The sequence below is a fragment of the Sphingomonas sp. R-74633 genome, assembly GCF_013416555.1.
Lineage (GTDB): Bacteria > Pseudomonadota > Alphaproteobacteria > Sphingomonadales > Sphingomonadaceae > Sphingomonas.
In genome coordinates this window covers 329983-352856 of the sequence record NZ_JACCFG010000003.1, presented here as the reverse complement: position 1 = coordinate 352856, position 22874 = coordinate 329983, and the positions used below count along the sequence as shown (strand labels likewise).

Annotated in this window: 24 protein-coding genes; 16 read left to right on the top strand and 8 right to left on the bottom strand. The window is 66.3% G+C overall.

Annotated elements, in window-relative coordinates:
- The first annotated feature begins 82 nt into the window (after positions 1 to 82).
- The 4 genes from HZY97_RS11875 (at position 83) to HZY97_RS11860 (ending at position 3352) form a co-directional block, all read left to right on the top strand.
- On the top strand, positions 83 to 544 hold the full coding sequence (locus HZY97_RS11875) for a hypothetical protein (protein ID WP_180143805.1): 462 nt from the start codon (positions 83 to 85) through the stop codon (positions 542 to 544).
- A gap of 75 nt (positions 545 to 619) precedes the next feature.
- Positions 620 to 1285: a response regulator transcription factor gene (locus tag HZY97_RS11870; RefSeq protein WP_257215015.1), complete on the top strand. Its 666-nt coding sequence runs from the start codon at positions 620 to 622 to the stop codon at positions 1283 to 1285.
- Positions 1286 to 1367: 82 nt separating this feature from the next.
- A complete protein-coding gene (locus tag HZY97_RS11865) occupies positions 1368 to 1733 on the top strand; it encodes a response regulator transcription factor (protein ID WP_218943024.1) in 366 nt (121 codons plus the stop codon).
- A complete protein-coding gene (locus HZY97_RS11860; protein ID WP_180143803.1) occupies positions 1727 to 3352 on the top strand; it encodes an ATP-binding protein in 1626 nt (541 codons plus the stop codon). The genes HZY97_RS11865 and HZY97_RS11860 overlap by 7 nt, the downstream gene beginning before the upstream one ends.
- Before the next feature lie 41 nt (positions 3353 to 3393).
- Here HZY97_RS11860 and HZY97_RS11855 read toward each other — a convergent pair whose 3' ends face one another.
- Positions 3394 to 4215, bottom strand: a complete 822-nt coding sequence (locus tag HZY97_RS11855) for an alpha/beta fold hydrolase (protein WP_373684344.1) — start codon at positions 4213 to 4215, stop codon at positions 3394 to 3396.
- A 353-nt stretch (positions 4216 to 4568) separates the two neighbouring features.
- Here HZY97_RS11855 and HZY97_RS11850 point away from each other — a divergent pair, with 353 nt between their 5' ends.
- From HZY97_RS11850 to HZY97_RS11815, 8 genes are all read left to right on the top strand, one after another.
- A complete protein-coding gene (locus HZY97_RS11850; protein ID WP_180143801.1) occupies positions 4569 to 5402 on the top strand; it encodes an SDR family oxidoreductase in 834 nt (277 codons plus the stop codon).
- Between the two features lies 1 nt (position 5403).
- A complete protein-coding gene (locus HZY97_RS11845) occupies positions 5404 to 6165 on the top strand; it encodes an SDR family oxidoreductase (RefSeq protein WP_180143799.1) in 762 nt (253 codons plus the stop codon).
- A complete protein-coding gene (locus HZY97_RS11840) occupies positions 6162 to 6611 on the top strand; it encodes a hypothetical protein (RefSeq protein ID WP_257215014.1) in 450 nt (149 codons plus the stop codon). The genes HZY97_RS11845 and HZY97_RS11840 overlap by 4 nt, the downstream gene beginning before the upstream one ends.
- Before the next feature lie 23 nt (positions 6612 to 6634).
- Positions 6635 to 7099, top strand: coding sequence for a carboxymuconolactone decarboxylase family protein (locus HZY97_RS11835; RefSeq protein ID WP_180143797.1), 465 nt, complete (start codon positions 6635 to 6637; stop codon positions 7097 to 7099).
- Positions 7100 to 7167: 68 nt separating this feature from the next.
- On the top strand, positions 7168 to 7902 hold the full coding sequence (locus tag HZY97_RS11830) for a sensor histidine kinase (protein WP_180143795.1): 735 nt from the start codon (positions 7168 to 7170) through the stop codon (positions 7900 to 7902).
- On the top strand, positions 7899 to 8528 hold the full coding sequence (locus HZY97_RS11825) for a glutathione binding-like protein (protein WP_180143793.1): 630 nt from the start codon (positions 7899 to 7901) through the stop codon (positions 8526 to 8528). The genes HZY97_RS11830 and HZY97_RS11825 overlap by 4 nt, the downstream gene beginning before the upstream one ends.
- The gene (locus HZY97_RS11820) at positions 8525 to 9298 is read left to right on the top strand and encodes an SDR family oxidoreductase (protein ID WP_180143791.1); all 774 of its coding nucleotides are present in this window, start codon (positions 8525 to 8527) and stop codon (positions 9296 to 9298) included. The genes HZY97_RS11825 and HZY97_RS11820 overlap by 4 nt, the downstream gene beginning before the upstream one ends.
- A 20-nt stretch (positions 9299 to 9318) precedes the next feature.
- Complete coding sequence (locus tag HZY97_RS11815) at positions 9319 to 10098, top strand: alpha/beta fold hydrolase (RefSeq protein ID WP_180143789.1); 780 nt, start codon at positions 9319 to 9321, stop codon at positions 10096 to 10098.
- A 151-nt stretch (positions 10099 to 10249) separates the two neighbouring features.
- On the opposite strand, the gene HZY97_RS11810 is transcribed toward HZY97_RS11815, so the two are convergent.
- Genes HZY97_RS11810 through HZY97_RS11800 form a run of 3 tightly spaced genes read right to left on the bottom strand, consistent with a single transcriptional unit; the run spans position 10250 to position 16745 of the window.
- Positions 10250 to 12772 (bottom strand): TonB-dependent receptor, encoded by a 2523-nt coding sequence (locus tag HZY97_RS11810; RefSeq protein ID WP_180143787.1) that lies wholly within the window; start codon positions 12770 to 12772, stop codon positions 10250 to 10252.
- Positions 12772 to 16536, bottom strand: a complete 3765-nt coding sequence (locus tag HZY97_RS11805; RefSeq protein ID WP_180143785.1) for a PAS domain-containing protein — start codon at positions 16534 to 16536, stop codon at positions 12772 to 12774. The genes HZY97_RS11810 and HZY97_RS11805 overlap by 1 nt, the downstream gene beginning before the upstream one ends.
- Positions 16533 to 16745, bottom strand: coding sequence for a hypothetical protein (locus tag HZY97_RS11800; RefSeq protein ID WP_180143783.1), 213 nt, complete (start codon positions 16743 to 16745; stop codon positions 16533 to 16535). The genes HZY97_RS11805 and HZY97_RS11800 overlap by 4 nt, the downstream gene beginning before the upstream one ends.
- A 68-nt stretch (positions 16746 to 16813) precedes the next feature.
- Here HZY97_RS11800 and HZY97_RS11795 point away from each other — a divergent pair, with 68 nt between their 5' ends.
- On the top strand, positions 16814 to 17482 hold the full coding sequence (locus HZY97_RS11795) for an NADPH-dependent FMN reductase (RefSeq protein ID WP_306670059.1): 669 nt from the start codon (positions 16814 to 16816) through the stop codon (positions 17480 to 17482).
- A gap of 52 nt (positions 17483 to 17534) precedes the next feature.
- Here HZY97_RS11795 and HZY97_RS11790 read toward each other — a convergent pair whose 3' ends face one another.
- Together HZY97_RS11790 and HZY97_RS11785 are read right to left on the bottom strand one after the other, a co-directional pair.
- A complete protein-coding gene (locus HZY97_RS11790; protein ID WP_180143779.1) occupies positions 17535 to 18161 on the bottom strand; it encodes an isochorismatase family cysteine hydrolase in 627 nt (208 codons plus the stop codon).
- 27 nt (positions 18162 to 18188) lie between these two features.
- Positions 18189 to 18713: a hypothetical protein gene (locus HZY97_RS11785; RefSeq protein ID WP_180143777.1), complete on the bottom strand. Its 525-nt coding sequence runs from the start codon at positions 18711 to 18713 to the stop codon at positions 18189 to 18191.
- A gap of 215 nt (positions 18714 to 18928) precedes the next feature.
- On the opposite strand from HZY97_RS11785, the gene HZY97_RS11780 reads away from it, so the two are divergent.
- From HZY97_RS11780 to HZY97_RS11770, 3 genes are read left to right on the top strand one after another with little or no spacing between them, the layout of a single operon-like run.
- Entirely contained in the window at positions 18929 to 19165 is a 237-nt protein-coding gene (locus tag HZY97_RS11780; RefSeq protein WP_180143775.1) for a 4-oxalocrotonate tautomerase family protein, read from the top strand.
- Positions 19162 to 19635, top strand: a complete 474-nt coding sequence (locus HZY97_RS11775; protein ID WP_180143773.1) for a DUF3237 domain-containing protein — start codon at positions 19162 to 19164, stop codon at positions 19633 to 19635. The genes HZY97_RS11780 and HZY97_RS11775 overlap by 4 nt, the downstream gene beginning before the upstream one ends.
- Positions 19636 to 19641: 6 nt before the next feature.
- The gene (locus HZY97_RS11770; protein ID WP_180143771.1) at positions 19642 to 20499 is read left to right on the top strand and encodes an alpha/beta fold hydrolase; all 858 of its coding nucleotides are present in this window, start codon (positions 19642 to 19644) and stop codon (positions 20497 to 20499) included.
- A 53-nt stretch (positions 20500 to 20552) separates the two neighbouring features.
- On the opposite strand, the gene HZY97_RS11765 is transcribed toward HZY97_RS11770, so the two are convergent.
- Both HZY97_RS11765 and HZY97_RS11760 read right to left on the bottom strand, forming a co-directional pair.
- Complete coding sequence (locus HZY97_RS11765) at positions 20553 to 21893, bottom strand: epoxide hydrolase family protein (RefSeq protein WP_180143769.1); 1341 nt, start codon at positions 21891 to 21893, stop codon at positions 20553 to 20555.
- Positions 21894 to 22030: 137 nt separating this feature from the next.
- Positions 22031 to 22861 carry an enoyl-CoA hydratase/isomerase family protein gene (locus HZY97_RS11760; protein WP_180143768.1) on the bottom strand — a complete coding sequence of 277 codons (831 nt, stop codon included), beginning with the start codon at positions 22859 to 22861 and terminating at the stop codon, positions 22031 to 22033.
- Positions 22862 to 22874: the final 13 nt, after the last annotated feature.

Genomic DNA, 22874 nt, shown 5'->3' with positions numbered 1-22874 from the left:
GGCAACTCCCCCGGGTCCCCGCCTGCGCCCAATCCGAAGCAATCCGCACTTCGCTGCCAGACGGTGGCGATGCTACCCCCGAATGGGGGAGCGGAACATCCCCGGACCGAAGGCTGGCGAAGGCCCGGAGGCGGTCTATCGCCTGTCGGTGCCCAAATTGATCCTACGCTATCCGGACGGCCTCTTCGGTGCCGCGCTCCTGCTCCTGCGGCTGTCCTATGCGCTGATCGCGTCTCCGGCGCTTGCCCGTGCCTGGTCCGTGCCGACGGTAACCGTCCCGATCGGCCTCGCCGCCGCGGGGATCGCGCTGGCGCTCGTGCTCGGGTTCGGCGCGCGGGCCGCGGCGTTGCTGTTGGCCGTCGCGCTGGCAGCGGGAGCGGCGGGTGCGCGGGACGACCTGGTGTGGATCCTGGCCGCCTGTGCCGGTGGGGCGCTGGCGCTCGTGCTGCTTGGCCCCGGCGCCTGGTCGATCGATGCGCATTTTTATGGCCGACGAGTGATCCGGTTGGAGCCACGCTCCCCGGAACGGGGAGGCCAGGGGTAACTGGGTTCGGGATTATGCCGCGCCGCGTCCGATGAGAAGCTTGCCTGTCTCCAGCTCTAACCGCCGGGAGGTCGCATGATGAACCAGGGATCGCAGATGAACCAGCCGGCTGCGGCGGACCGCCCGCTGGTGGTGATCGTCGACGACGATGCCGCCGTCCGCACCTCGATCGAGGAGCTGATGCTCTCGGTGGGGATCGATGCCGCCGGCTTTGGCTCGACGCGCGAGTTGCTCGAGGCGACGCTGCCCGAGCGCCCGGGCTGCATGGTGCTCGACGTGCGGATGCCCGGATCGAGCGGGCTCGACCTGCAGCAGCATCTTGCCGCCACGGGCAATGCGAAGCCGATCATCTTCCTCACCGGTCACGGCGACATTCCGATGAGCGTGCAGGCAATGAAGGCCGGCGCGGTGGATTTCCTCACCAAGCCGGTGCGCGATCAGTCGCTGCTCGATGCAGTGACGGTCGGCATCGAGCGCGATCTTGCGCTGCGCTCCGGTGCGCAGGTGACGAAGGTGCAGGCCGATCGCTACGCCGCGCTCACCCCGCGCGAGCGTCAGGTGCTCCGCCAGGTCGCGCAGGGCCGGCTAAACAAGCAGATCGCTTTCGATCTGGGCATCAGCGAAGTCACGGTGAAGCTCCACCGCAGCAGCGTCATGCGCAAGATGGCGGTGAACACGGTGGGGGAGCTGATCCGCGCCTGGGATCTGCTGCCCGAGCCCCTCCGGCAGGAGGCGACCTAGACCATGGTATGGTACCAGAAAGCAGTGGATTCAGCGACATGCGGAGGCGGGCGCGGCTTGCGCGCCGAAAAGGACCCTCCGCTTGTCCAGACCATCGGTGATCGCGATCGTGGATGATGACGAGGCCGTGCGCGATGCGCTGTTCGATCTGCTCCAGGTGGAGGGAATGCCTGCGCGCGCCTTCGACGGTGCGGCCGCCTTTCTCCAGGCGTGCGGCGATTTCGATTGCGTCATCACCGATGTCCGCATGCCTGAGATCGACGGGATCGAGCTGCAGCGCAGGCTGCGTGCCGGCGGATCGGCGATGCCGGTGATCTATGTGACGTCGTGCGACGAAGAGGTGCTGCGTGCCCGCGCCTTCCAGGGCGGCGCGGCAGGCTGGTTCACCAAACCGGTCGATGATGCGCAGCTGCTCGGCATGCTCAAGGCGGTGCTCCCGTCATGCTGACCGGCCCGATACCGGCGCGAGACACTGCGGAGCCTGCCTGTTGGCAGGTCGACCTGTCGCGGGTGCGGGCGCTGATCGACATTGTCGCCGCCGGCGGCGAATGGGCGGACTGGGCCGCGGCGCTGCTCCACGGCGCACGCATCGTTGAGGCCAATACCCGCAGCCTCGAACTGGTCGGCGCGCCCTCGGCACGCGAAATCATCCTCGACCAGCCGGTTGCCAATTTCTGCCCGCAAGAGAGCTGGAATGCGCTTGCGGGGCTGATTGTCGCGGTCGTCACCGATCCCGCGCATGCCGAGCGCACCGAGAGCATCAATTCCTTCATGCTGCGTGACGCGACGCTGACCGTGTGGGGCGCACCGGGCGTGGCCGATACGGTCTGGGTACAGGTGGATGGCGACGTCGCTGACGATCGTTCCTTCTGGGCCGTGCGTGCCAGCGAGCAGCGCTATCGCCGGCTTATCCATCATCTCCCCGGCGCGCTGCTCCAGGTCGATGCCCGGCCGATGGGCGCGGTCTTCTACCAGCTCCGCGCCGAAGGGGTGACCGACATCGTGGCGCATATGGAGGCGCATCCCGGGCTGGTCGAGCAGGCTTGCGCGATCGTGCGGGTGACCGATGCGAATGGTGGCGCCGCCCGGATGATGGGAGCGGGCGGTGTTGAGGACCTGATCGGCCCGGTCGCGTTCGTCTTCGCCCAGGCGCCCGACACCGCGCGCAACGTTACCATCGCCCATTTCGAAGGGCGGCGCACCTATGTCGAGCTGATCAAGCTCGGGACCTTCGACGGGCGGCTGCTCGATGTCGAGCTCACCGTCACCTTCCCAACGCCGCCCGAGCGGCTCGACGTGACGCTGCTCACGCTCGAGGACAAGACCGAGAAGCTGCGCACCGAAGCGCAGCTCCGCCAGCTTCAGGAAGAACATGCCCGCGCCGCGCGCATCTCCACGCTTGGCGAGCTGGCCAGCTCGATCGCGCATGAAGTGAACCAGCCGCTCGCGGCGATCGCGATGAACGCCGAGACGAGCCTGCGTTGGTTGTGTCGCGACGAGCCCAATCTTGCCAAGGTCGAGCAGCTCACCCGGCGCATCGCCGACAGTGCCCGGCACGCCAGCGAGATCGTCCAGCGGATTCGGGGCATGGCGTCGCGCCATGTGCCCAATCCGGTGTCGCTCGACCTGAACGCGGTGGTCGAGGAAGCGCTGATGTTCGTCTGTCACGACGTCGAAACACGGGCGATCCTGCTGTCGGTGCGGCTCGATATCGCCCTGCCACGCGTGCTCGGCGACCGGGTCCAGCTCCAGCAGGTCGTGATCAATCTGCTGGTCAACAGCCTCCAGGCACTGGCCGGCATGCAGAAGGGGCGGATCGAGATCGCCACCGGCCCGGACGGTGGGGGCGGCGTCCGCTTCTCGATCCGCGACAATGGTCCGGGTATCGCGGCAGCGGATCTCGATCGCATCTTCGAGGGCTTCTTCACCACCAAGGCGGACGGGATGGGCATCGGCCTGGCGGTCTGCCAGTCGATCATCGCTGCGCATGGCGGCAGTATCGCCGCGGCGAACCATGATGAAGGCGGCGCCCTCTTTCACTTTTCCCTGCCCCCGATTTCCGCCTGAACGCCCGGCGGCGCTGGGGACGCCGCCGGACGCCCCGCGCATCAGCTGCGCAGGAACGCGAGCAGATCGGCGTTGAACCGATCGGCGTGCGTGGCGGTCAGTCCGTGGGGCAGGCCCGGATAGAAGATCGTCTGCGCGCCCTTCACCAGCCTGGCCGATTTGTGCGCGGAGTCCGCGATCGGCACGATCAGGTCGTCCTCGCCATGGACGATCAGTGTCGGCACGTCGAATTTCTTCAGATCCTCGGTGAAGTCGGTCTCGCTGAACGCCTTGATGCAGTCATGCGCGTTCTTCAGGCCGGCCTGCATGCTGATCAGCCAGAACTCGCCGAGCAGGCTCTGCGGCACCTCCGCGCCCTCGCGATTGGCGCCGTAGAAGGGGATTGCGAAGTCCTTGTAGAATTGTGAGCGGTTCTTGAGGATGTCGCGGCGCAGCCCGTCGAACACCTCGATCGGCAAGCCCTCTGGATTGGCCGCGCTCTTCAGCATCACCGGAGGGACCGCGCCGAGCAGCACCGCTTTCTTGACCCGGCCAGTGCCGTGGCGGCCGATATAGCGGGCGACTTCGCCGCCGCCCGTCGAGTGACCGACCACGGTGATGTCCTGCAGGTCGAGCGCCGCGAACAGCTCGGCCAGGTCGTCGGCATAACCATCCATGTCGTTGCGGGTGTCGGTCTGGGCGGACTTGCCGTGCCCGCGCCGATCATGCGCGATGCAGCGATAGCCTTGCTCGGCGAGGAACTGCATCTGGATGCTCCACGCGTCCGAACTGAGCGGCCAGCCGTGCGAGAAGGTGACGACCGGGCCTTGGCCCCAGTCCTTGTAGTAGAGCTCGTGTCCGTCGCTGGTGGTGAAGATCGGCACCGAAATTCTCCCTGGATTGCGCCGCACGACCCGCCTCGGGCCGCGTCCCGGCAGGTGCGAGCTAGGCGGGAAGGCGGCGACGGATCGACCGCACCTCGGGCGCGATCCGCCCCGCCGGGGGGAGGGGATTGGCTGTCCGATCGTCTCGGACGCCTATGCCTTTGATAGCGATTTTGGGCGCCGGAGGCCGGCTGGCCCGCTGCCAGGCGGGCCTGACCTGACCCTAGGCATAGGGTCGCCTGCCCAAAGGCGAGCTTCGCGCATCCCTGGGCACGATGGAGGCACAGGGCGCGATCCGCGATCTTCCTTCCAGACCGAGGCGCTGTGCCGGCGCCGGGGAGAGGAGAGGGATCATGCGCATCGTCGTGGTGGGAGGGACCGGCCGGGTCGGGGCGAAGCTCGTCCGCCAACTCGAGGCGGCAGGCCATGACATCGTGGCCGCTGCACGCTCCACCGGCGTCGACATCGTAACCGGCGCGGGGCTCGATCGCGCGCTGGAAGGGGCAGAGGTCGTTATCGACGTCTCCAACCCGGGCTATGCCGATCCCGACGCGATGCTGCGCTTCTTCGAAGCCGCGGGCGCCACCCTGCTCGCCGCCGAGCGTGTGGCGGGGATCGCGCACCATGTCACCTTCTCCGCGATCGGTGCCGAGCGGATCGGCGCGGAAAATGATCCGCCATGTCACATTCGCGACGGCGATCTCGTCATGCCTGCATCCATCAGGGAGATGCACGATGACGCCTCGGCTCGACACGCCCGCCGCAGTGCCGGCTATTACCGCGCCAAGAACGCCCAGGAGGCGCTGGTGACCGGAGCCGGCATCCCGTTCACCATCGTCCGTTCGACCCCGTTGTTCGAATATATCCACGACATCCTCTACGCCGGCCGCACGCGCGACGAGGTCCGCGTCCCGCCGGTTCGCGTCCAGCCGATCGCCGCGGACGATGCGGCGCGCGTGCTGATGGAGGTCGCGCTGCGCGATCCGGCCAATGCCGTGGTCGAGCTGGCCGGGCCCAATATCTACGCGCTGCCCGATCTCGCCACCCAGATGCTGACCGGCGACGAGGATTATCGCCCGGTGGTGGTCGATGCCGACGCGCTCTTCTTCGGCGCGCGGCTCGGCGCGGAGGCGCTGGTTGCCGGCGCCGGCCACCGGCTCCCCGAAATTCAAAGCGAAAGGACATGAAATGAAGATCGTCGTTATCGGCGGGACCGGCCTGATCGGCTCGAAGACCGTCGCCCTGCTCGCCAAAGACGGGCACGAGGTGTTCGCCGCCGCACCGAATACCGGCGTGGACACGCTGACCGGGGAAGGGCTCGACCGCGCGCTCGCCGGCGCCGAGGTGGTGATCGACGTTTCCAACTCGCCGACGCTCGACGGTCCGGCGGCGCTCGATTTCTTCGAGAAGGCGGGGCGCAATATCGCGGCGGCAGAGCAGCGGGCAGGGGTGCGCCATCATATCGCGCTCTCCGTGGTCGGCACGGAACGCCTCCAGGCCAGCGGCTATTTCCAGGCGAAGCTCGCCCAGGAAAAGGGGATCGCGGCCTCGGGCATTCCGTTCACGCTGATCCACGCCACTCAGTTCTTCGAGTTCCTGCGCGGGATCGCCAATTCGGCGACCGAAGGCGACACGGTGCGCCTTTCGCCCGCGCGCTTCCAGCCGATGGCGGCGCAGGATGTCGCGGTCGCCGTCGCACGGGCGGCGCTCGGGGTGCCCGCGAACGATCTTGTCGAAGTGGCCGGGCCGCAAGCCTATCGCATCGACGAACTGGTCGCGCGGGTGCTGGCGTTCGACAAGGATCCGCGCCGCGTGATCGCCGATCCCGCCGCCGCCTATTTCGGCGTCGCGATCGATGACGCGTCGCTGATGCCGGGGCCCGATGCCCGGCTCGGCACCACCAGCTTCGACTGGTGGCTCGCCAATGTGCCCGCGCCGGTGGCGAAATGAGCACGCGCGCGCTCCACGACGCGCGGCGTGCGCCGGTGCTCCGCCCGACCGTGATCTTCTTCGCGATGCTGCTCGGCGTCGGCGGCATCGAAAACGGTCTCTACATGCTGATCTCGCCGACCGGCTGGTATTTCGCCGTGCCCGGCGTGACCACCACCGGCCCGTTCAACCAGCACTTCATACGCGATATTGGGATCATCTTCCTGTTCATCGGCGCCGCGTTCCTGACCGGCACCTTCCGGCGCGAGATGCGCCTCGTGCTGTGGGGCGGGGCGACGCTCTGGCTCGCCTGCCATGCGCTCTTCCATCTGTGGGAAGTCGCGGCCGGCATCTGCGGCCCCGCGGTGCTGCTGCGCGACTTCCCCGCCGTCACCTTACCCGCGCTGATCGGCGCCGGCCTCACCCTGTTCGCGCTGCGCGACCGCGCCGCCACCCCCAAGCCCTGACCCCCAAAGCAAGGAGACTATCCATGACCCCCCGTATGAACATCTTCGAGGTCGCGCCCGACGGCGCAAAGGCGATGATCGCCGTCGAAACCGCGATCATGAAGAGCGGCCTCGAGCACAGCCTGCTCCAGCTGGTGAAGATCCGCGCCTCGCAGATCAACGGCTGCGCCTTCTGCATCGACATGCATGTGAAGGATGCGGTGAAGAGCGGCGAGAGCCACCAGCGCATCCACCTTCTCGACGGCTGGCGCGATTCCCCGGCCTTCACCGATCGCGAGCGGGCCGCGCTCAATTGGACCGAATTGGTCACCCGCATCGGCAAGGCGCATGCGCCGGATGCCGATTATGCGGCGCTCCAGGCGCAATTCAACACCAGCGAGATCGCCTGGCTGACCCTGGCGATCGGGGCGATCAACCTGTGGAACCGCGTCCAGATCAGCCTGCGCGCCGTCCATCCTGTCGAGACGCCGGCGGCGGTTGCCGCCTGACCGGCCGGGCCGCGGGGACTGCTCCCCACTAACGCCCCGCGGCCCCCTTTCTCCGAAAGGAACACCCGATGCTCTGCCATTCCACCTCGCATGGACCCGAGATCCTCCCGCCCATCGACGCGGGGCAGGGCAACCGGGAATTCGCAGTTGCCGCGGCCGGCGTGCTGCATGATCTCGGCAATCTGATCCAGATCGCCAGCTCGGCGCTCAATATCCTGGCCCGCACGCCGGAGATGGCGGGCACCCACCGCGAGCCGATCCTGCATCGCGCCCGCACCTCGCTCGATCACGCGGGAACGATCGTGCGCCAATGCGTCGTGCACGCGCGCGATACCGCCGAGGCGCCGCCGCGCAGCGACATCGCCGGCTGCCTGGCGGACATCGCGGCGTTGATACTCGCGGATGAGGAGCCCAGCGTGGCGCTCGACATCGCGCTTCCGGGCGACCTGCCCGATATCGCCTGCGATCCGATCGGGCTGCGCCGTGCGGTGCTCAACCTCGTCTTCAATGCGCGCGACGCGATGGGTGGGAAGGGACGGGTGCGCATCGAAGCGCGCGCCGTTGCCGGATCCGTCGACCTTCGTGTCGGGGATCATGGGATCGGCATGCCGCCCGCAACGCTCGCCCGCGTGTTTGATCCGTTTTTCACCACCAAGCGCGACGGCCTGGGCGGCATCGGCCTGCCAATGGTCGAGCGCTTCGTCCGGGGAGCCGGCGGCAACGTCTCGATCGAGAGCGAGCCCGGTATCGGCACCCTCGTCACTCTGCGCCTGCCGGCGCTTCCTCAGGAGACCAGATCATGAAGCTCTATTACGCCCCCGGCGCCTGCAGCCTGTCCGGCCGGATTTCGCTGCACGAGGCCGGCCTCGCCGCCGAGTTCGAGCGGGTCGATATCAAGACCAAGACGACCGAGCATGGTTATGACTATGTCGCGATCAACCCGCGCGGCTATGTGCCGCTGCTGGTGCTCGACGATGGCAATGCGGTGAGCGAGAACACCGCGATCCTCGAATTCATTGCCGGGCTGGACGCGAATCTCGCGCCCGGCGGGCTGCTTGGGCGCACCCGGCTGATCGAGATGCTCTCCTGGCTCTCGACCGAGCTGCACGTCGCGTTCAAGCCGCTCTGGCATTCGGAGGACGAAGCCGAACGGGCGGCGGCGATCGAAGCGGTCGCCCAGCGGCTGGCGCTGATCGAAGAGCATATCAACGAGCTTTATCTGTTCGGGCCGCGCTTCACCGTCGCCGATGCGTATCTCTTCGTCATGCTACGCTGGGCGCAGGCGTTCGATGTGCCGATCTCGGCTCCGATGCTCGGCTATTTCGAGCGCGTCGCCGAACGCCCGACGGTCCGCCGGGCACTGACCGAGGAGGGCCTGTTCGTGCCGCTGCCTTCGATCGACGTCTCTTCGATCGAGGCACTGATATGAAGGTCGCGGTGATCGGCAGCCGCGGCCGGATCGGCGAGCGGCTCGTGCGCAACCTGCGCCAGGAAGACCTGCGCGTGGTCGAGGCTTCGCGTCGCAACGGCGTCGACAGCTTCACCGGTGCCGGGCTGGCCGAGGCGCTGGACGGAGCCGAGGTGGTGATCGACGTCACCAACGTCTCGCCCGACGACGGCGACGCGGCGCAGCGTTTCTTCGAAACCTCGAGCCGCAACCTGCTCGAGACGGGGCGGCAGGCCGGCGTGCGCCACCATGTCGTCCTGTCGATCGTCGGCACCGACGGCCTGCTCGCCAGCGGCTATTTCCGCGGGAAGAAGATGCAGGAGGAGATGGCCGCCGCATCGGGCCTGCCCTTCACGATCCTGCGCTCGACCCAGTTCTTCGAGTTCGTCCGTGACGTCGTGCAGAACGGCACGGTGCGCGACATCCGCATTGCGCCTGCACTGGTGCAACCGATCGCCGGCGAGGACCTGGCCGACATGCTGGCCGACGTGGCGTTCAGCGATCCGTGCAACGGCACACTCGAAGTCGCCGGGCCGGAGCGGCTGCGGCTCGATGCGGTTGCGGTGGAGATCGCCACGGCCTTCGAGGACAGCCGCCGGATCGTGGCGGATATCGCCGCACCCTATTTCGGCGCCGAACTGGGCGAGCACTCGCTGCTTCCCGGTTCGGGGGCACGCATCGCCACCCTCAGGTTCGACGACTGGCTGCGCGACAGCCTGCAGCCGCCTCGCATCTCAGCCCCCGCCAACTGACGCTTCCAAGGAGAAACCCCATGCGCATTTCCAATCTGCTGCTCTCGGCCGCGCTGCTCTTCCCAGGCACCGCCATGGCCCAGGTCAAGGCCAAGCCGGTCAAGCCGGTGATCGTGCTCGTGCACGGCGCCTTCGCCGAAAGCTCGAGCTGGGAGCCGGTCATCGCCCGGCTCGAAAAGGACGGCTACACCGTCGTCGCCGCCGCCAATCCGCTTCGCGGCGTTGCGCATGACGCAGTGACCGTCTCGGGGATCGTCCAGTCGATCAAGGGCCCGGTGGTGTTGGTCGGCCACTCCTATGGCGGCCCGGTGATTACCGAGGCGGCCAACGGCAACGCCAATGTGAAGGCACTGGTCTATGTGGCGGGCTTCGCGCCCGACGCGGGGGAGTCGAGCCTCACGCTCTCGTCCAAATTCCCGGGCAGCACGCTGGGCGACACCCTGACGCCGATCGCGCTGCCGGACGGCGACGAGGATCTCTACATCCAGACCGACAAGTTCCACGCACAGTTCGCCGCCGATGTGCCCGCAGCGAAGGCCGCGGCGATGGCGGCGACGCAGCGCCCGGTAACCCTGTCCGCGCTCGGCGAGCCTTCGCGCACGCCCAGCTGGAAGACGCTGCCCTCCTACATGATCTACGGCACCGCGGACCGGAACATCCCCGCCGCGGTAATGAAGTTCATGGCGGAGCGGGCGCATGCCCGGAAGGCGATCGAAGTCCCTGGCGCGTCGCATGCGCTGATGGTGTCGCACCCGGCCGAGGTCGCGGCGCTGATCGAGGACGCTGCTGCTGCGAAATAGCCGAGTGTCTCTGGCGCGCACCTTTGCCACAGAGCGGCCAGCGCTCGGCAGGGCGCGCGCCAGAGATTCCGCAGAACTCTGCGAAAAATGGGACATGTGATTGTGGCGCACACCGGGAGTCTGCGAAGCACTCCCTTAGTGTGGGCTCATTTCACTTTCTGAAGGGACGCAGGGTTAGCCGCAGCCAAAGCTCCCGGCCCCGTTCATAGGCGCAAACGGTTTCTCCCGATCCGGCGAGACCCTTGATCGGGGCTCCGGTGATGATGCCGGGGAATACCCCGCCGCCGCCTGGGTAATTGATGGTCAGGCAGCCGCCGGTCGTCAGCCGATCGGTCAGGTTGTTGCCGATCAGGGCTACTTCCCAGCGCTCATCCCGTGCCCGCAACCGGATGCTGGCGCTGAGCTTGGCGAAAGCCTCCTGCCAGCCGTGATCCCGGTTGCCGAGATCGACGACGTAGCGGGAGGAATATTGAATCTGCCCGCCCAGGCCGAGGGCAAGCTTACCCGATAGCGCGCTATCATAGTCGACGCCGAAATTGCCCTGCCAGGCCGGGGCGCGGTGCAACGGCGTGCCCGACAGATCCTGGCCATTGTACCGGACGGGCACGCCCAGCGCCGGATCGATGCTGTAATATCCCGCCGCGAGCTCACCGGGGTCGGTGACTAGCGTCGGCAGCAGGTTGCAGCCTTCGCTCACGGTTTGCCCCGCCTTGCAGTCGGCATTTATGAAGCGGGTGAAATGGCCGCGGTTCCAGTTCGCCGCGGCGGAGACCTTGAGTCCGGCGATGGCGCGGGGAGCATAGCGGAGCGCCAGATCCACCCCATAGACCTTCGCGGCACCGGCATTGACGGTCGCCAGGGTCGGAATGCCGGCGCTGTTGATCCGGATGATGCCGGCCTGCAGCCCGCTATATTGATAGTGATAGCCGGCGAGCTCGAAATAGAATTGCCGGGCTCCGGCATAGCCCTTGACCCCGGCTTCGCCGCCGCGCCCGCGCTCGTCGCCGAAGGAATTGTCGTCGCCCGGCGTTAGTGCCTGGTTGATGTTGTAGGATCCGGACTTGTACCCCTGCTTCACCGAGCCGAACACCGTGAGGTCGGTGGTCGGGAACCACGAGATCGTCAGCTCGGGCGACCAGTTGCGCGATCGCAGGCGGGGCACCTGCGGGTGAAGCGTCGCACCTTGAACGCCGCTGAAGACGCCGAATACGTCATAGGTCGTCGGCGTGTCGCTGCGCTTCTCGTCGGTCCAGCGCACGCCGCCGGCGATCTCCAGCCGGGTCGTGGGGCGGACGCGCGCCTGCCCGAACAGCGCATAGGAGCGGATGGCGATATCATGCGTCCCCTGCACGACGATCGCAGGGAGGCCGTAGCGTGAATTGCCCAGGAAGGAGATGTCGTTGCGGATGCTCGCATCCTGGAAGAATGCGCCGGCGGTGAAATCGAGTGCGCCGCCGAAATCGGATGTGAGCCGCACTTCCTGCGTCGCTTCCTCGCGGCGCAGCGCCTTGGTGAGCGCCAGCGGCGGCGCCGCCCCGCCCGACCATGGACCGTTCTGCAGGGCATCAACCTTGAGCCGGTAATAGCCGGTCACCGAGGTCAGCATGAGGTGCGGCGCGACCGCCCAGTTCATCTCCAGCGTGCCGAAACGCTGGCCGTTCTCGGTGAAACTGACCCCGCCATTGGGCACGCCGGGATAGGCGGCAGGGTCCATGTCGACGATGTTGAGATTGCGGTCGACGCGGCAGCTTTCGTTCGCGCTATATTCGCTTGGCAGGTTCAGGCCGATTGCCGGCAGGTAATTGTAGGTCCCGTCCGGGCAATAGGTCAGCTGTTCGCCGAGGCCACCCAAGCTGCGATCCTGCGTGACATTGAGCTTGAGCCGTGCGGTGAAGTCCGCGCTCGGCCGGAATAGGCCGGTGAGACGCAGATAGAGCGAGTGCCCGCTACCGAAGCGCGCCGCCGGCTGGCGAGCGCCGCTGTCGGGCAGTGCGATGGCGGTATTGCGGAAATAGCCGTCGCGCGATGCATATTGGGTGGAAAGACGCAGGCCCAGCGTCTCGGTAACCGGGCCCGACAGGATGAGCCGGGTCTGCCATTCGCGCGCCTCCGCCTCATAGCCTGCGCTGGCGCTGACGTCCGTGGCGTCGCCCGGATCGGCGGTCCGGATGGCGATCACGCCGCCGGGGCTGTTCTTCCCGAAGAACAGCGGCTGCGGGCCCTTGAGGACCTCGACGCGGGCCATGTCGAACAGGCCGACCGAATAGGCGGCGCCTTGCCCAAGCGGCAGGCCGTCCAGATTAAGCGCGACCGACTGATCGACTCCGGGATCGAGTGGGCTCGAGCCGACGCCGCGCAGTGAGACTTCGGTGCCGACCTCAAGCGGCGCAGCGCCGAGCACTAGGCCCGGTGTCATTGCCGCAATGGCATAGAGATCGGTCACCTGCCTGCGATCGAGCTCGTCGGCGCGAATAACCGTGGCGACTACGGGGACCCGCAGCGACTCCTCTTCGCGCTTGCGGGCAGTGACGATGATCTCGTCCGGGTCCGCGGTTTGCGCGATTGCACTCGAAACCGGGGCCTGCGCGGTCAGGAGCAGTGCCGCGGGAAGGGCTCGTCTCAGGATGGTTCGTCCACGCCGGGCCGGAACGCGGGAGGCTGGCAGGATCATCATTAGGCTTTCCGCGGTTGCGTGGCGGGCGCGGCGTCGTCGGGGGCGCAGGGCAGGGAGAAGGCGAAGGTCGAGCCCGTGCCGTCGTTGGCGCTCGCCCAGAGCCTTCCGTCGTGGCGATCGAGGATGGACCGGCTCACGGAGAGGCCGATTCCCATGCCGTTCGGCTTGGTGGTGTAAAACGCCTCGAAGATCCTGCCGAGATCGTCGGCGGCCAGCCCGATCCCCGTATCGCTGACCGACAATTGTGCGACACCAGGCGTCGCCTGGGTGGTTTCAATCATGATCCTGCGGGGCTCGTGTCCTCCGCTTTCGATCGCGTCTGCGGCGTTCAGAATGAGGTTGAGGATGACCTGCTGCAGCTGAATCCGGTCGCCAAAGACGGGCGGCAACTTGGGGTCGAGCGTTACGGCCAGCGCTATGCGGCGGCGCTGGAGATCGTGGGTGCAGATCGCCATGACCTCCTGCGCCGCCTCATTCAGGTTGAGCGGCTCCGGGGCGAAATCCTGCTTCCGGAACAGCCCGCGCAGCCGCTTGATCACCTCCGATGCTCGATTTCCGTCGCGAAGCGTGCGCTGGGCAGTCTTGATCGCACCTTCGAAGTCAGGTGGATCGAGCGCCAGCATGCGCAGGCCGGTGTTCGCGTTGGTGATGATTCCTGCTAGCGGTTGATTGACCTCGTGCGCGATCGAGGCGGCCAGTTCGCCCAGGCTCATCACCCGGGTTATGTGCGCGAGTTCGGAGCGCAGCGTGTCGAGCGCGTCCTCGGCAAGCCGCCAGCTGGTGACGTCCTGCGCCACACCGATGCTTTCCAGCCGGCCATCCTCCTGACGGGCGACGCTGTAGGAGGTCCGCAGATATTTTATCCTGCCGTCGGGAAAGACGATCCGATATCCGCCGTCGGGGCTGGTTTCGCCCTGGAACAGACGCGCCGTCCGATCCTTTATCGTCTCGAAGTCATCGGGGTGAACGGTGGCGAGAAGGTTCGGATATACCGGCTCAAGCCCCTCTTCCAGTTCGTGGATCCGGTACATTTGCGTGGACCAGACGAGCTTGTTGTTGCCGAGATCCCAGAAGAACGATCCGGTTTCGCTGATCCGCTCCGAAGTCGTGAGCAGGTGCGCGCGGCGGCGCAGCTCTTCTTCGTCGCGCAGCCGCTCGATCGCGATGCTCGCGACGTGCACCGCGCGGCCCATGATGTCCTGATGATGGGGAAGCGGGTTCGCGGGCGTGCGGTGATAGATGCACAGGCTGCCGAGTATGCCTCCCGCCTTGGAGAGAATGGGCGTGCTCCACACCGATTTCAGCCCGTGTTCGTGCAGCCGCGTGCGGACCGGCGAACCGTGCCAGCGCGCATCGGCGTCCAGATCGGCCGCGATCACCTGAACCTTCAGTTCCGCGGCCAGTCCGCACGGCGAAAGGTCGCCGCGCGCGGGAGTGCCGGTAATCGCGTCGATGAAGCTGACCGGCATAGAAGGCGCGACGGCGAACTCGAAGGTCGCACTGCGTTCGTCGATCGGGCGGATCTCGCAGATACATCCCGGAGATGCCTCTTCGACCACCCGGCACAATGTTTCGAGAACGTCGCGCAACGATCGGCCTGATGCGATCCTTTCGAGCAACTGCTTCTCGCCGGCGAGCATTGCGGTCGCGCGCTTCTGCTCCTCGATATCGGCGTTGACGCCGTACCATTGCACGATCTGCCCGCTATCGTCGCGAAGCGGCTGGGTGCGAAACAGGAACCAGCGATAGACGCCGTCATGGCGGCGTATCCGCGCTTCGACCCCGCCGCCGGTTCCGGCCGCGCGAAAGCTTTCCCAGGCCTCCGCAAGCGCGCCCAGGTCATCGGGATGGACCACCTGCGTCCATTCCCAGCCGCGGACCTGTTCCAGCGACAGGCCGACATAGTCGAGATAATGCTGGTTGAAGAAGTTGCCGGTGCCGTCCGTCCGCGCTGACCAGGCGAGCGCCGGGATCGTGTCGATAGTTAGCCGGAGATGACGCTCGCTGTCCTTCACCGCTTCCTCGGCCAGCTTGCGGTCGTGGATATCGTTGACCACGCCATGCCAGGCGATGATGGCGCCTTCGCCGTCCCGCAACGGCTGCGCCCGGTTGTCGCACCAGCGATATTCCCCGCTATTGTGCAGGAAACGGAGCTCGCGTTGATAGGGTGTGCCGGCGGCCACCGCGCCAAGCCAGGCCTCGACAGTCCCGTCGCGGTCGTCCGGGTGGGTCAGATGCACCCATTCAGCAGCCAGGATCTTCTCTTCGGCGCGGCCGAACCAGGCACGCATCTGCGGGTTGAGATAATTGACCGAGCCGTCCGGGCCGGCGGAAAAGACGTAGGCCGGAATCGTGTCAATCGTCTGGGTGAGGCGCCGCTCGCTGGCTTTCAGCGCTTCCTCGACCAGCTTGCGATCATGCGTGTCGACACAGGATCCATACCACTTGATGATTCGCCCCTCGCCGTCGCGCAGCGGCAGCGCAGTCGTCAGGATCCAGCGGTAAGTCTGATCGGCGATGTGGAAATGGCGGACCTCGACCGAATAGGGCTCACCCGTCGCAATGCACCGCAACCAGATCTCGCCCGTCGGCGCCCGGTCGTCCGGGTGCAGCAAATTCACCCATCCCCCGCCCATCACCTCGTCGGCGGTGAGGCCGCTATATTCGAGAAGCCGCTCGTTGCAGTAATCGATGTCGCCGTCGGCGGTGGCGCTCCAGAGCATTTGCGGGATGGTTTCGGCCTGCTCGCGCAGCCCCTTCTCGCTGGCGCGTACCGCTTGTTCCGCGCGCCTGCGATCGTCGATGTCGGTGAGCAATACGTGCCAGGCAACGATGCGCCCGTCCGCGTCGCGAATGGGCCGGCCCCGGTTGCCGAACCAGCGATATTCGCCGTCGAAACGGCGCAATCGCTGCTCGATGTCATAAGGTGTGCCGGCGGCAATGGCCTTGCCGAACATCTCGGCGACGTGCGGCATGTCCTCGGGATGGACGATGCCATTGACGCCCCAGTGCTGAAGCTCTTCGAGCGGCTCGCCGCAATATTGCTCGATCTGGCCATTCACCCGCTCCACCCGGCCATCCGGGCCGAGCACCGCGACAAAGCCCGGTATGCCCTCGATCATCGAAGTCGCGCTCAGCTCGCTTGCCCGGAACGCCTCTTCCACGCGCTCGCGCTCGGCAATCTCAGCCTTGAGCGCGGCGTTGGCTGCGGCAAGCTCCAATGTCCGTTGTTCGACACGGTGATCGAGTTCGTCGGCGCGCATAGGGGGCTCGCGCTTCAGCCGTGCCTGTTGCAGCGCCACCAGGGCCTGATTGCAGGCGAGGTTGAGCAGCAATTTCTCGGTGTCGTCGGGGAAACCGGGGCGCGCGGCGCCCGCGGCGACCATGCCGAAATCGCGCTCAAGGCCAAGCCGGGCAGTGGCGATCGATACGCTATTGCCGGACAGGCGGTGATGCGAAAGCGGTGGCCAATCGGCAGTGGCTTCGCCCAGCAACGCGTGCAATTCGCGGGTCACGGTTTCGGAGCGCAACGCGTCGAACCCCGAACGGATTTGGGCGAACGTCTCCGATGGTTCGCCGTCGCCGTCCACAACGATATGTATGAAATCCAGCCCGAGCGTCGAGAAAAGCGCTTCGCCCAAAAGACGTGCTTTCTCGGCAGGCGACTTGCCGACCCAGTTGATCGCCAGCGCCTGGAGCGCGACAAGATCGTCGATGCCGCGACGCAGCCGGACAATCTCGATATCCTTCTCGCTGCTGCTCAAGACGCGACCGCCTCGCGATACCCCCAGAGTTCACGGAGAAACTGCTCGGAGGGAACGAAGGCTTGGGTGTCCGGGATGGCCTTGCAATCGCGCGCAAAGCCGTCCGCGACGGACAGCCGGGCTTCGTCGTAATTGTCGAAGGGCGCACGAATCTGGCGGGCGTCACGGAAATGGGAGTGGCCCAGACGGATGGGCATCGCCTCGTTCATGCCTGTCCGCTCCCCAGAAAAGCCGGGGAAATAATGCGCCACCAGCGCGCAGAGCGCCACCCAATACGATGGTATCGGTTTGGGGCATTCCGACACCTAGGTCCAATCGATCGCCCGAGCACGCGTCCCATGTCGCGAGAGGCTGTCAGAAAGGACCTCAAGCCATGGATATTCCGAACATCGCCATTATCATGAGCACTACCCGGACGGGCCGCTTCTGCGACCGGCCGGCGAACTGGATCAGCGACCTGGCCGACGCCCGCGACGACATGCGGACCGAGCTGATCGACCTGCGAGACTATCCCATGCCCTTCTTCGACGAGCCCGCCTCGAATGCCTGGGTGCCCTCTCGGGACGAAGTGGCACTGCGCTGGCAGCGCAAGGTGGCGGAGTTCGACGGCTATATCTTCGTCACCGCCGAATATAATCGCAGCCCGCCGGCGGTGCTGAAGAACGCGCTCGACTATGCCTATCCCGAGTGGAACCGCAAACCGATGGCGTGCCTGGGCTATGGCAGTGTCGGCGCCGCGCGTTCGATCGAGCAACTTCGTCTCATCGCCGTCGAGCTGCAGATGGCGCCGACCCGGACCGGGGTGCATATCCAAGGCGGCGAATTCTTCGAGGCGTTGCAGAACGGCAAGGACCTGAACGCCATCCCTTATATCGCCGACAACGCCGTCACGATGCTGGATGAGTTGGTCTGGTGGACCATGGCGCTTCGATCGGCGCGGATCTAAGGCCGCGCGGTTTTGGCCCCGGGGCGGAGAGTGGCGCCCCGGGGCCGCCGGGTCACGCTCCCGGCAACAGGGGAAGAAGTTCGGCGGTGCTGAGGATCGCATGGGCGAAGGTCGGCCCGTTCAGCGTGTGCGCGGCGTGCATCATCTCCTGCGAGAATGCCGCGGTCGCGTCGCGGACCAGCGTCACATGATAGCCGATCTCCATCGCATAACGCCCGGTGGACTCGACGCAGGTATTCGCCAGCAGGCCGACCAGGATGACGTGGGTGATCCCGCGCTGGCGGAGCTGCTGGTCGAGATCGGTGTTGGCAAAGCCGCTCTGCGCCCAATGCTCTGCAGCGACGACGTCGCCCGGCCGAGGTGCCAGGTCGGGATACCAGTCACCGCCCCATTCGCCGCGGGCGAAGGAGTGGCGATGCATGATCGCGAGCTGGGTCGGGTTGGGATGATCCCAGCCTTCATAATCGCCAGGTTCCCATCGGCGGTGCGGGGCGATGACGACCTGGATCCCCGCCTTGCGGACGGCGGCGTCGATCGCCTTGAGGTTGGCGATCAGATTGACCTCCTCGGCGACAGCCTGGACGCGCGGCCATACCTTGCCGCCGTCGGCGAGGAAGTCATTATAGGGGTCGACGAGCAGCAGCGCCGTCGTCTCCCGAACATAGGTTGGGCGTGACATAAAACGCCTCCGGATGGGGTTGTCGGTTCAGTTTCGCAGCGCCGCGCGCTCGATGCTGGCGGCGAAGAGCGGCGTCTCGCCCTGGTTGTGCGCGATCGACATCGGCTGGCGCTGCGTGCGGAACACGTCGAACGGGATTCCCTGGCGGTCGAGCAGGGTCAGCATGTCCTCGGTGGCGAAGGACTGGACATGATTGGTGAACTCGCAGGTCCGGTCGTCAATCGCCTTGACGCTGAGTTCCCACACCACGCGGATCGTCGTTCGGCCCGAGGGAGTGAACACGTCGGAGATGGAGTCGAGGATCAGGTGGTTCATCTCGCCGAGCGTCTCGACATAGTGCTGCACCATCAGGCTGCCGCCGATGATCTCGACGTTGATCGACATCCGCTTGCCCTCCGGCGACGTCGTGAAACCCGCGGCGACATGAGCAGGCGAGCAACCCTGATATTCCTTGTCAGGGAGAGTGAAGGCCCAGCTGGGCAGGTCGATCTTTTCGATCGGCGCATTGATGATTGCGGTGAAGCTCGAATCCACGATTTTTGTGTCGGTCATGCCGGTCTTCCTCGATCGGGGCAGCACGGAATGGGCTGCCCTGGTTGTTGTCCGGGCATGAGGTGGGGCGTCGTGCGCGCCGGAAATATTGGGCTTTGGTGTTGGTGGCGGACGCCGGGCCGAAGACATCGCGGTGGATACCATCGTCCAATTTCCCGGGGCTCCAGTGGATGCCATGCGCAGCGCTCGAGACAATGTTCGCAGGAGAAAAGACCATGCCTTTCGTCACCGTCCAGCTCACCCGCGAAGGCACGGAGCCGGGTACCGACCGGATGACCCCGGATCAGAAGGCGGCTATCTTTCGCGGCATGAGTCAGGTTCTGTTCGACGTGCTGGGCAAGCCACATGACTGGACCTGGGTGGTGATCCAGGAAGTCGACACTGCGGATTGGGGATGGGGCGGAATGCCGGTGCTCGATTATCGCGAACAGCGCGCCGCCGAACCGAAATGACCCCCGACGTGATGCCGGCGCTGGACACCCGCCCACTCTTCGAAATGCGTCTCGCAGTCGATGGGTTGCTGACGGTCGGTGGGCCAGCAGGCGGCGAGCGGCGCGTCGGCAATATCCCAAGCGGCACCTTTGAAGGCGCGCGGCTGCGCGGCACGGTGCTGCCGGGCGGCACCGACTGGCAGACGGTTCGAACCGACGGCGTAATCGAGCTCGATGCGCGGATTGTCCTGCAGACCGACGATGGCGCGCTGATCGCGATGATCTATTCCGGCCTGCGCCACGGGCCGCCCGAGGTGATGGCGAGGCTTGGCCGCGGAGAGACGGTCGATCCGGCGGCTTATTATTTCCGGACCCTGCCGCGCTTCGCGACGGCCGATCCTCGCTATGCCTGGCTCAACCGCATTGTCGCTGTCGGCATCGGGCATCGCCTGCCCGAAGGGCCGGTCTATTTCGTCCACGAGATAGGGTGAGGCTGCATGACCGTCACCTTCCATTGCGCTGAGGTGGACGGGCTGCAGATCTTCTACCGCGAAGCCGGGCCCCGCGACGCACCGACCATCGTCCTGCTCCATGGCTATCCGTCTTCATCGCGGATGTGGACGCCGCTGCTTCCGCAACTGGCGGAGCGCTACCATGTCATCGCGCCCGACTATCCGGGCTTCGGTCACAGTACCGCGCCGCCGCCGGCCGACTATGCCTATACCTTCGATCACCTCGCCGCGACCGTCGAGGGCCTGCTGCGAGTGCTCGGGATCGAGCGCTATGCGTTGTGCATGCAGGATTATGGCGGGCCGGTCGGCTTCCGGCTCGCCCTGCGCAATCCGGCCAGCATGCAGGCAATCATCGTCCAGAACGCCAATGCCTATCTGGAGGGCCTGGGGCCTAAATGGGCGAGGATCGCGCACTATTGGCGCGATCGCGCGACCCACACGGAAGAAGTCGACGCATTCGTGTCGCTCGAGGGTGCGCGGCAGCGCCATATCGGCAACAGCCCGCATCCGGAACGCTACGATCCGGACAGCTGGACCGACGAGTTTGCGATGCTGTCCCGGCCCGGGCAACGCGCGATCCAGGCCGATCTCCTATACGACTACCGGACCAACGTGGCGGCCTATCCCACCTGGCAGGCGTGGCTGCGGGCGCACCAGCCGCCACTGCTGGTTCTATGGGGGCAGCATGATCCGTCCTTCCTCGTACCGGGTGCGCTTGCCTATGCGGCCGATGTGCCCGATGCGGAGATCCACCTGCTCGATGCCGGTCACTTCGCGCTCGACGAAAAGCCGGAACAAGTCGCCGGCCTGGTGCTGGACTTCCTCGATCGCCGATTGCGATAGCCGGATGAGCAAGGCCGGGCGCGCTCTAAAGCACGCCCGGCCCCGGGGGGAGCTCAGCGCAGCGACCGGAAGCTCTCGCGCAGATCCGCAGTGAGCAGCTGGGGCTGCTCCCAGGCTGCGAAATGGCCGCCCTTGTCGTGGCGCTTGTAGAAAAGCAGGTTGGGGAACGCCTTGCGCGTCCAGCTTTCCGGCGCGGTGTAGATCTCGTCGGGGAAGGCGCTCACCGCCACCGGGATGGTGACGCCCTTCGGCGCGAAGAACGCCAGCTTGCTTTCCCAGAACAGCCGACCCGAAGAGAGACCGGTCCCGGTCAGCCAGTAGAGGGTGATGTTGTCGAGGATGTCGTCGCGCGACAGGCCTTCGCGGCCGCCGTTGAAAACCCGGTTGATGAGCTTCTGGCTCTGCGGGTCATGGTCGATCATCCAGGCCGCAAGCGCGATCGGGGAGTCGTCCAGCCCGTAGAGCGTCTGCGGCCGCGCGCCCATTTCCGACGCATAGCCGACGCGGTTCTTGTAGAAGAAGTCGAGCTGGTTCCAGGCATAGAGCTCGTCGCCCGAAAGGCCGGTCGGCGCGGGGCCGCCGGAGAGTGCTGCGGAGATGTTGTCGGGCAGGGTCCCCGGCATGTTGGTGTGGATCGCGAGCAGGCCCTGCGGCTTCTGCAGCGCCATCTGCTCGTTGATCGCGTCGCCCCAGTCGCCGCCTTGCGCGACATAGCGCGAATAGCCGAGCCGCTGCATCAGCACCGCCCAGGCGCGCGCGATCCGCTGCGGATCCCAGCCGAGCTCGGTCGGCTTGGCGGAGAAGCCATAGCCGGGGATTGACGGGATCACGACGTCGAACGCATCGGCAGCGGTGCCGCCATAGGCGGTCGGGTCGGTCAGCGGCTTGATCATCTTCAGCTGCTCGATCACCGAGCCGGGCCAGCCATGGGTGATGATCACCGGCAGGGCATTGGCGTGCTTCGACTTGACGTGAATGAAGTGGATGTCGACGCCGTCGATGGTCGTGACGAACTGGGGATATTGGTTGAGGTTGGCCTCGGCCTTCCGCCAGTCATAGCCATCGGCCCAATAGTCGGCGAGCTTCCGCATCGTCTCGAGCCGCACGCCCTGGGTATCGTCGCTAACCAACTCGCGGCTCGGCCAGCGCGTCGCTCTGACCCGCTGCTTGAGGTCCCGCAGCGCCTCCTCGGAGGCCCGGTATTTGAATGGCCGGATATCTGCCGCGCTCGGGGTGCGTGCCACCGGTGAAGCGGCGGGTACTGCGCCGGTGCCGGTGCTTCCCGATCCCGCAAGCCCGCCATGTGCCATGGCCGGCATCAACAGGCCCAGCGAGCCGAGCAGGGAAGAGCTGACGAAGAAGCGCCGGTTCAGATACGAGAATATCGGTGTCATGACGAAGTCCCTCTGCTGCAATGTTCGAGAGGAGACATCTGACCGCGAGGGCCGGATTGCGATTGCACTATGGTCTATAGATACTTTGGCATCGTGCCCGAGGCTGGCTGGCGAGCGATATCCATACGGACAGGCGGTCAGCGGCCGCCGCTCTCGCCCGCCACATGGTTGCCCAGGCGAAGTTCGACATCCGATCGGGTTTGCAGCCCCGCCTCCAGCAGCCGCGCCATCCGCGCCCTGGTCTCCGGGCGCGCTGTAGAGCGGAAGAACTGGTCCAGCGCCGGCGGGAACAGGGCGTCGTCGGGCAGTGACGTCTGGTCGACGAACTGCTTGGCCTCGGCCAGCGCGGCCTTGTCGAAGCCGGCCAGCCGGCGTGCGAAGCGATCGACGAATGCGTCGAGCTCGGCGTCGGGCAGCGCCCGGTTCACATAGCCGTAGCGCGCCGCCAGTTCGCCGGGGAAGTCGTCGGCGCCAAGGATGATCTCGAGCGCGCGTCCGCGGCCCACCAGCCCGGCGAGACGCGCCATCGGATTGCCGCCCGGCACTGCGCCGACACCGACTTCGAACTGGCCCAGTATCGCCTTCTCGGCGCTGGCGAAGCGGATGTCGCAAGCGAGGGCGAATTCGCTACCGGCGCCGCGCGCCCGGCCCCGGATCGATGCGATCGAGACCACCGGCGCGCGACTTATCCTGACCAGCACATCGAGCCAGGGATGCATTCCCGTCGGCCCCTTCGCCATCGCCGCCGTCTTGGCCTTGTCGGCAAGGACGTCATAATGGGCGAGGAAGAAGTCGGGATCGCCGCTGTCGAACACGATCACCCTGGTTTCGGCATCGTTTTCCAGCCGCGTCACCAGCGCCGAGAGCTCTCCGATCGTATCCGGATCGACCAGGTTGATCGGAGGATTGAGGAACGTCGCCCGCAAATAGCCTGGCGCCGGCGTGGCGAGCTGGATCTGGTTCGGCATCGGCTCGTTCCTC

What these genes read in the sequence shown, in the direction of transcription:
- HZY97_RS11875 (WP_180143805.1), top strand. Translation starts at nt 83, where the DNA reads ATGGGGGAGCGGAACATCCCCGGACCGAAGGCTGGCGAAGGCCCGGAG.
- HZY97_RS11870 (WP_257215015.1), top strand. Translation starts at nt 620, where the DNA reads ATGATGAACCAGGGATCGCAGATGAACCAGCCGGCTGCGGCGGACCGC.
- HZY97_RS11860 (WP_180143803.1), top strand. Translation starts at nt 1,727, where the DNA reads ATGCTGACCGGCCCGATACCGGCGCGAGACACTGCGGAGCCTGCCTGT.
- HZY97_RS11850 (WP_180143801.1), top strand. Translation starts at nt 4,569, where the DNA reads ATGCGCATCGTCGTGGTGGGAGGGACCGGCCGGGTCGGGGCGAAGCTC.
- HZY97_RS11845 (WP_180143799.1), top strand. Translation starts at nt 5,404, where the DNA reads ATGAAGATCGTCGTTATCGGCGGGACCGGCCTGATCGGCTCGAAGACC.
- HZY97_RS11840 (WP_257215014.1), top strand. Translation starts at nt 6,162, where the DNA reads ATGAGCACGCGCGCGCTCCACGACGCGCGGCGTGCGCCGGTGCTCCGC.
- HZY97_RS11835 (WP_180143797.1), top strand. Translation starts at nt 6,635, where the DNA reads ATGACCCCCCGTATGAACATCTTCGAGGTCGCGCCCGACGGCGCAAAG.
- HZY97_RS11830 (WP_180143795.1), top strand. Translation starts at nt 7,168, where the DNA reads ATGCTCTGCCATTCCACCTCGCATGGACCCGAGATCCTCCCGCCCATC.
- HZY97_RS11825 (WP_180143793.1), top strand. Translation starts at nt 7,899, where the DNA reads ATGAAGCTCTATTACGCCCCCGGCGCCTGCAGCCTGTCCGGCCGGATT.
- HZY97_RS11820 (WP_180143791.1), top strand. Translation starts at nt 8,525, where the DNA reads ATGAAGGTCGCGGTGATCGGCAGCCGCGGCCGGATCGGCGAGCGGCTC.
- HZY97_RS11815 (WP_180143789.1), top strand. Translation starts at nt 9,319, where the DNA reads ATGCGCATTTCCAATCTGCTGCTCTCGGCCGCGCTGCTCTTCCCAGGC.
- HZY97_RS11810 (WP_180143787.1), bottom strand. Translation starts at nt 12,772, where the DNA reads ATGATGATCCTGCCAGCCTCCCGCGTTCCGGCCCGGCGTGGACGAACC.
- HZY97_RS11800 (WP_180143783.1), bottom strand. Translation starts at nt 16,745, where the DNA reads ATGAACGAGGCGATGCCCATCCGTCTGGGCCACTCCCATTTCCGTGAC.
- HZY97_RS11795 (WP_306670059.1), top strand. Translation starts at nt 16,814, where the DNA reads ATGGTATCGGTTTGGGGCATTCCGACACCTAGGTCCAATCGATCGCCC.
- HZY97_RS11790 (WP_180143779.1), bottom strand. Translation starts at nt 18,161, where the DNA reads ATGTCACGCCCAACCTATGTTCGGGAGACGACGGCGCTGCTGCTCGTC.
- HZY97_RS11785 (WP_180143777.1), bottom strand. Translation starts at nt 18,713, where the DNA reads ATGACCGACACAAAAATCGTGGATTCGAGCTTCACCGCAATCATCAAT.
- HZY97_RS11780 (WP_180143775.1), top strand. Translation starts at nt 18,929, where the DNA reads ATGCCTTTCGTCACCGTCCAGCTCACCCGCGAAGGCACGGAGCCGGGT.
- HZY97_RS11775 (WP_180143773.1), top strand. Translation starts at nt 19,162, where the DNA reads ATGACCCCCGACGTGATGCCGGCGCTGGACACCCGCCCACTCTTCGAA.
- HZY97_RS11770 (WP_180143771.1), top strand. Translation starts at nt 19,642, where the DNA reads ATGACCGTCACCTTCCATTGCGCTGAGGTGGACGGGCTGCAGATCTTC.
- HZY97_RS11765 (WP_180143769.1), bottom strand. Translation starts at nt 21,893, where the DNA reads ATGACACCGATATTCTCGTATCTGAACCGGCGCTTCTTCGTCAGCTCT.
- HZY97_RS11760 (WP_180143768.1), bottom strand. Translation starts at nt 22,861, where the DNA reads ATGCCGAACCAGATCCAGCTCGCCACGCCGGCGCCAGGCTATTTGCGG.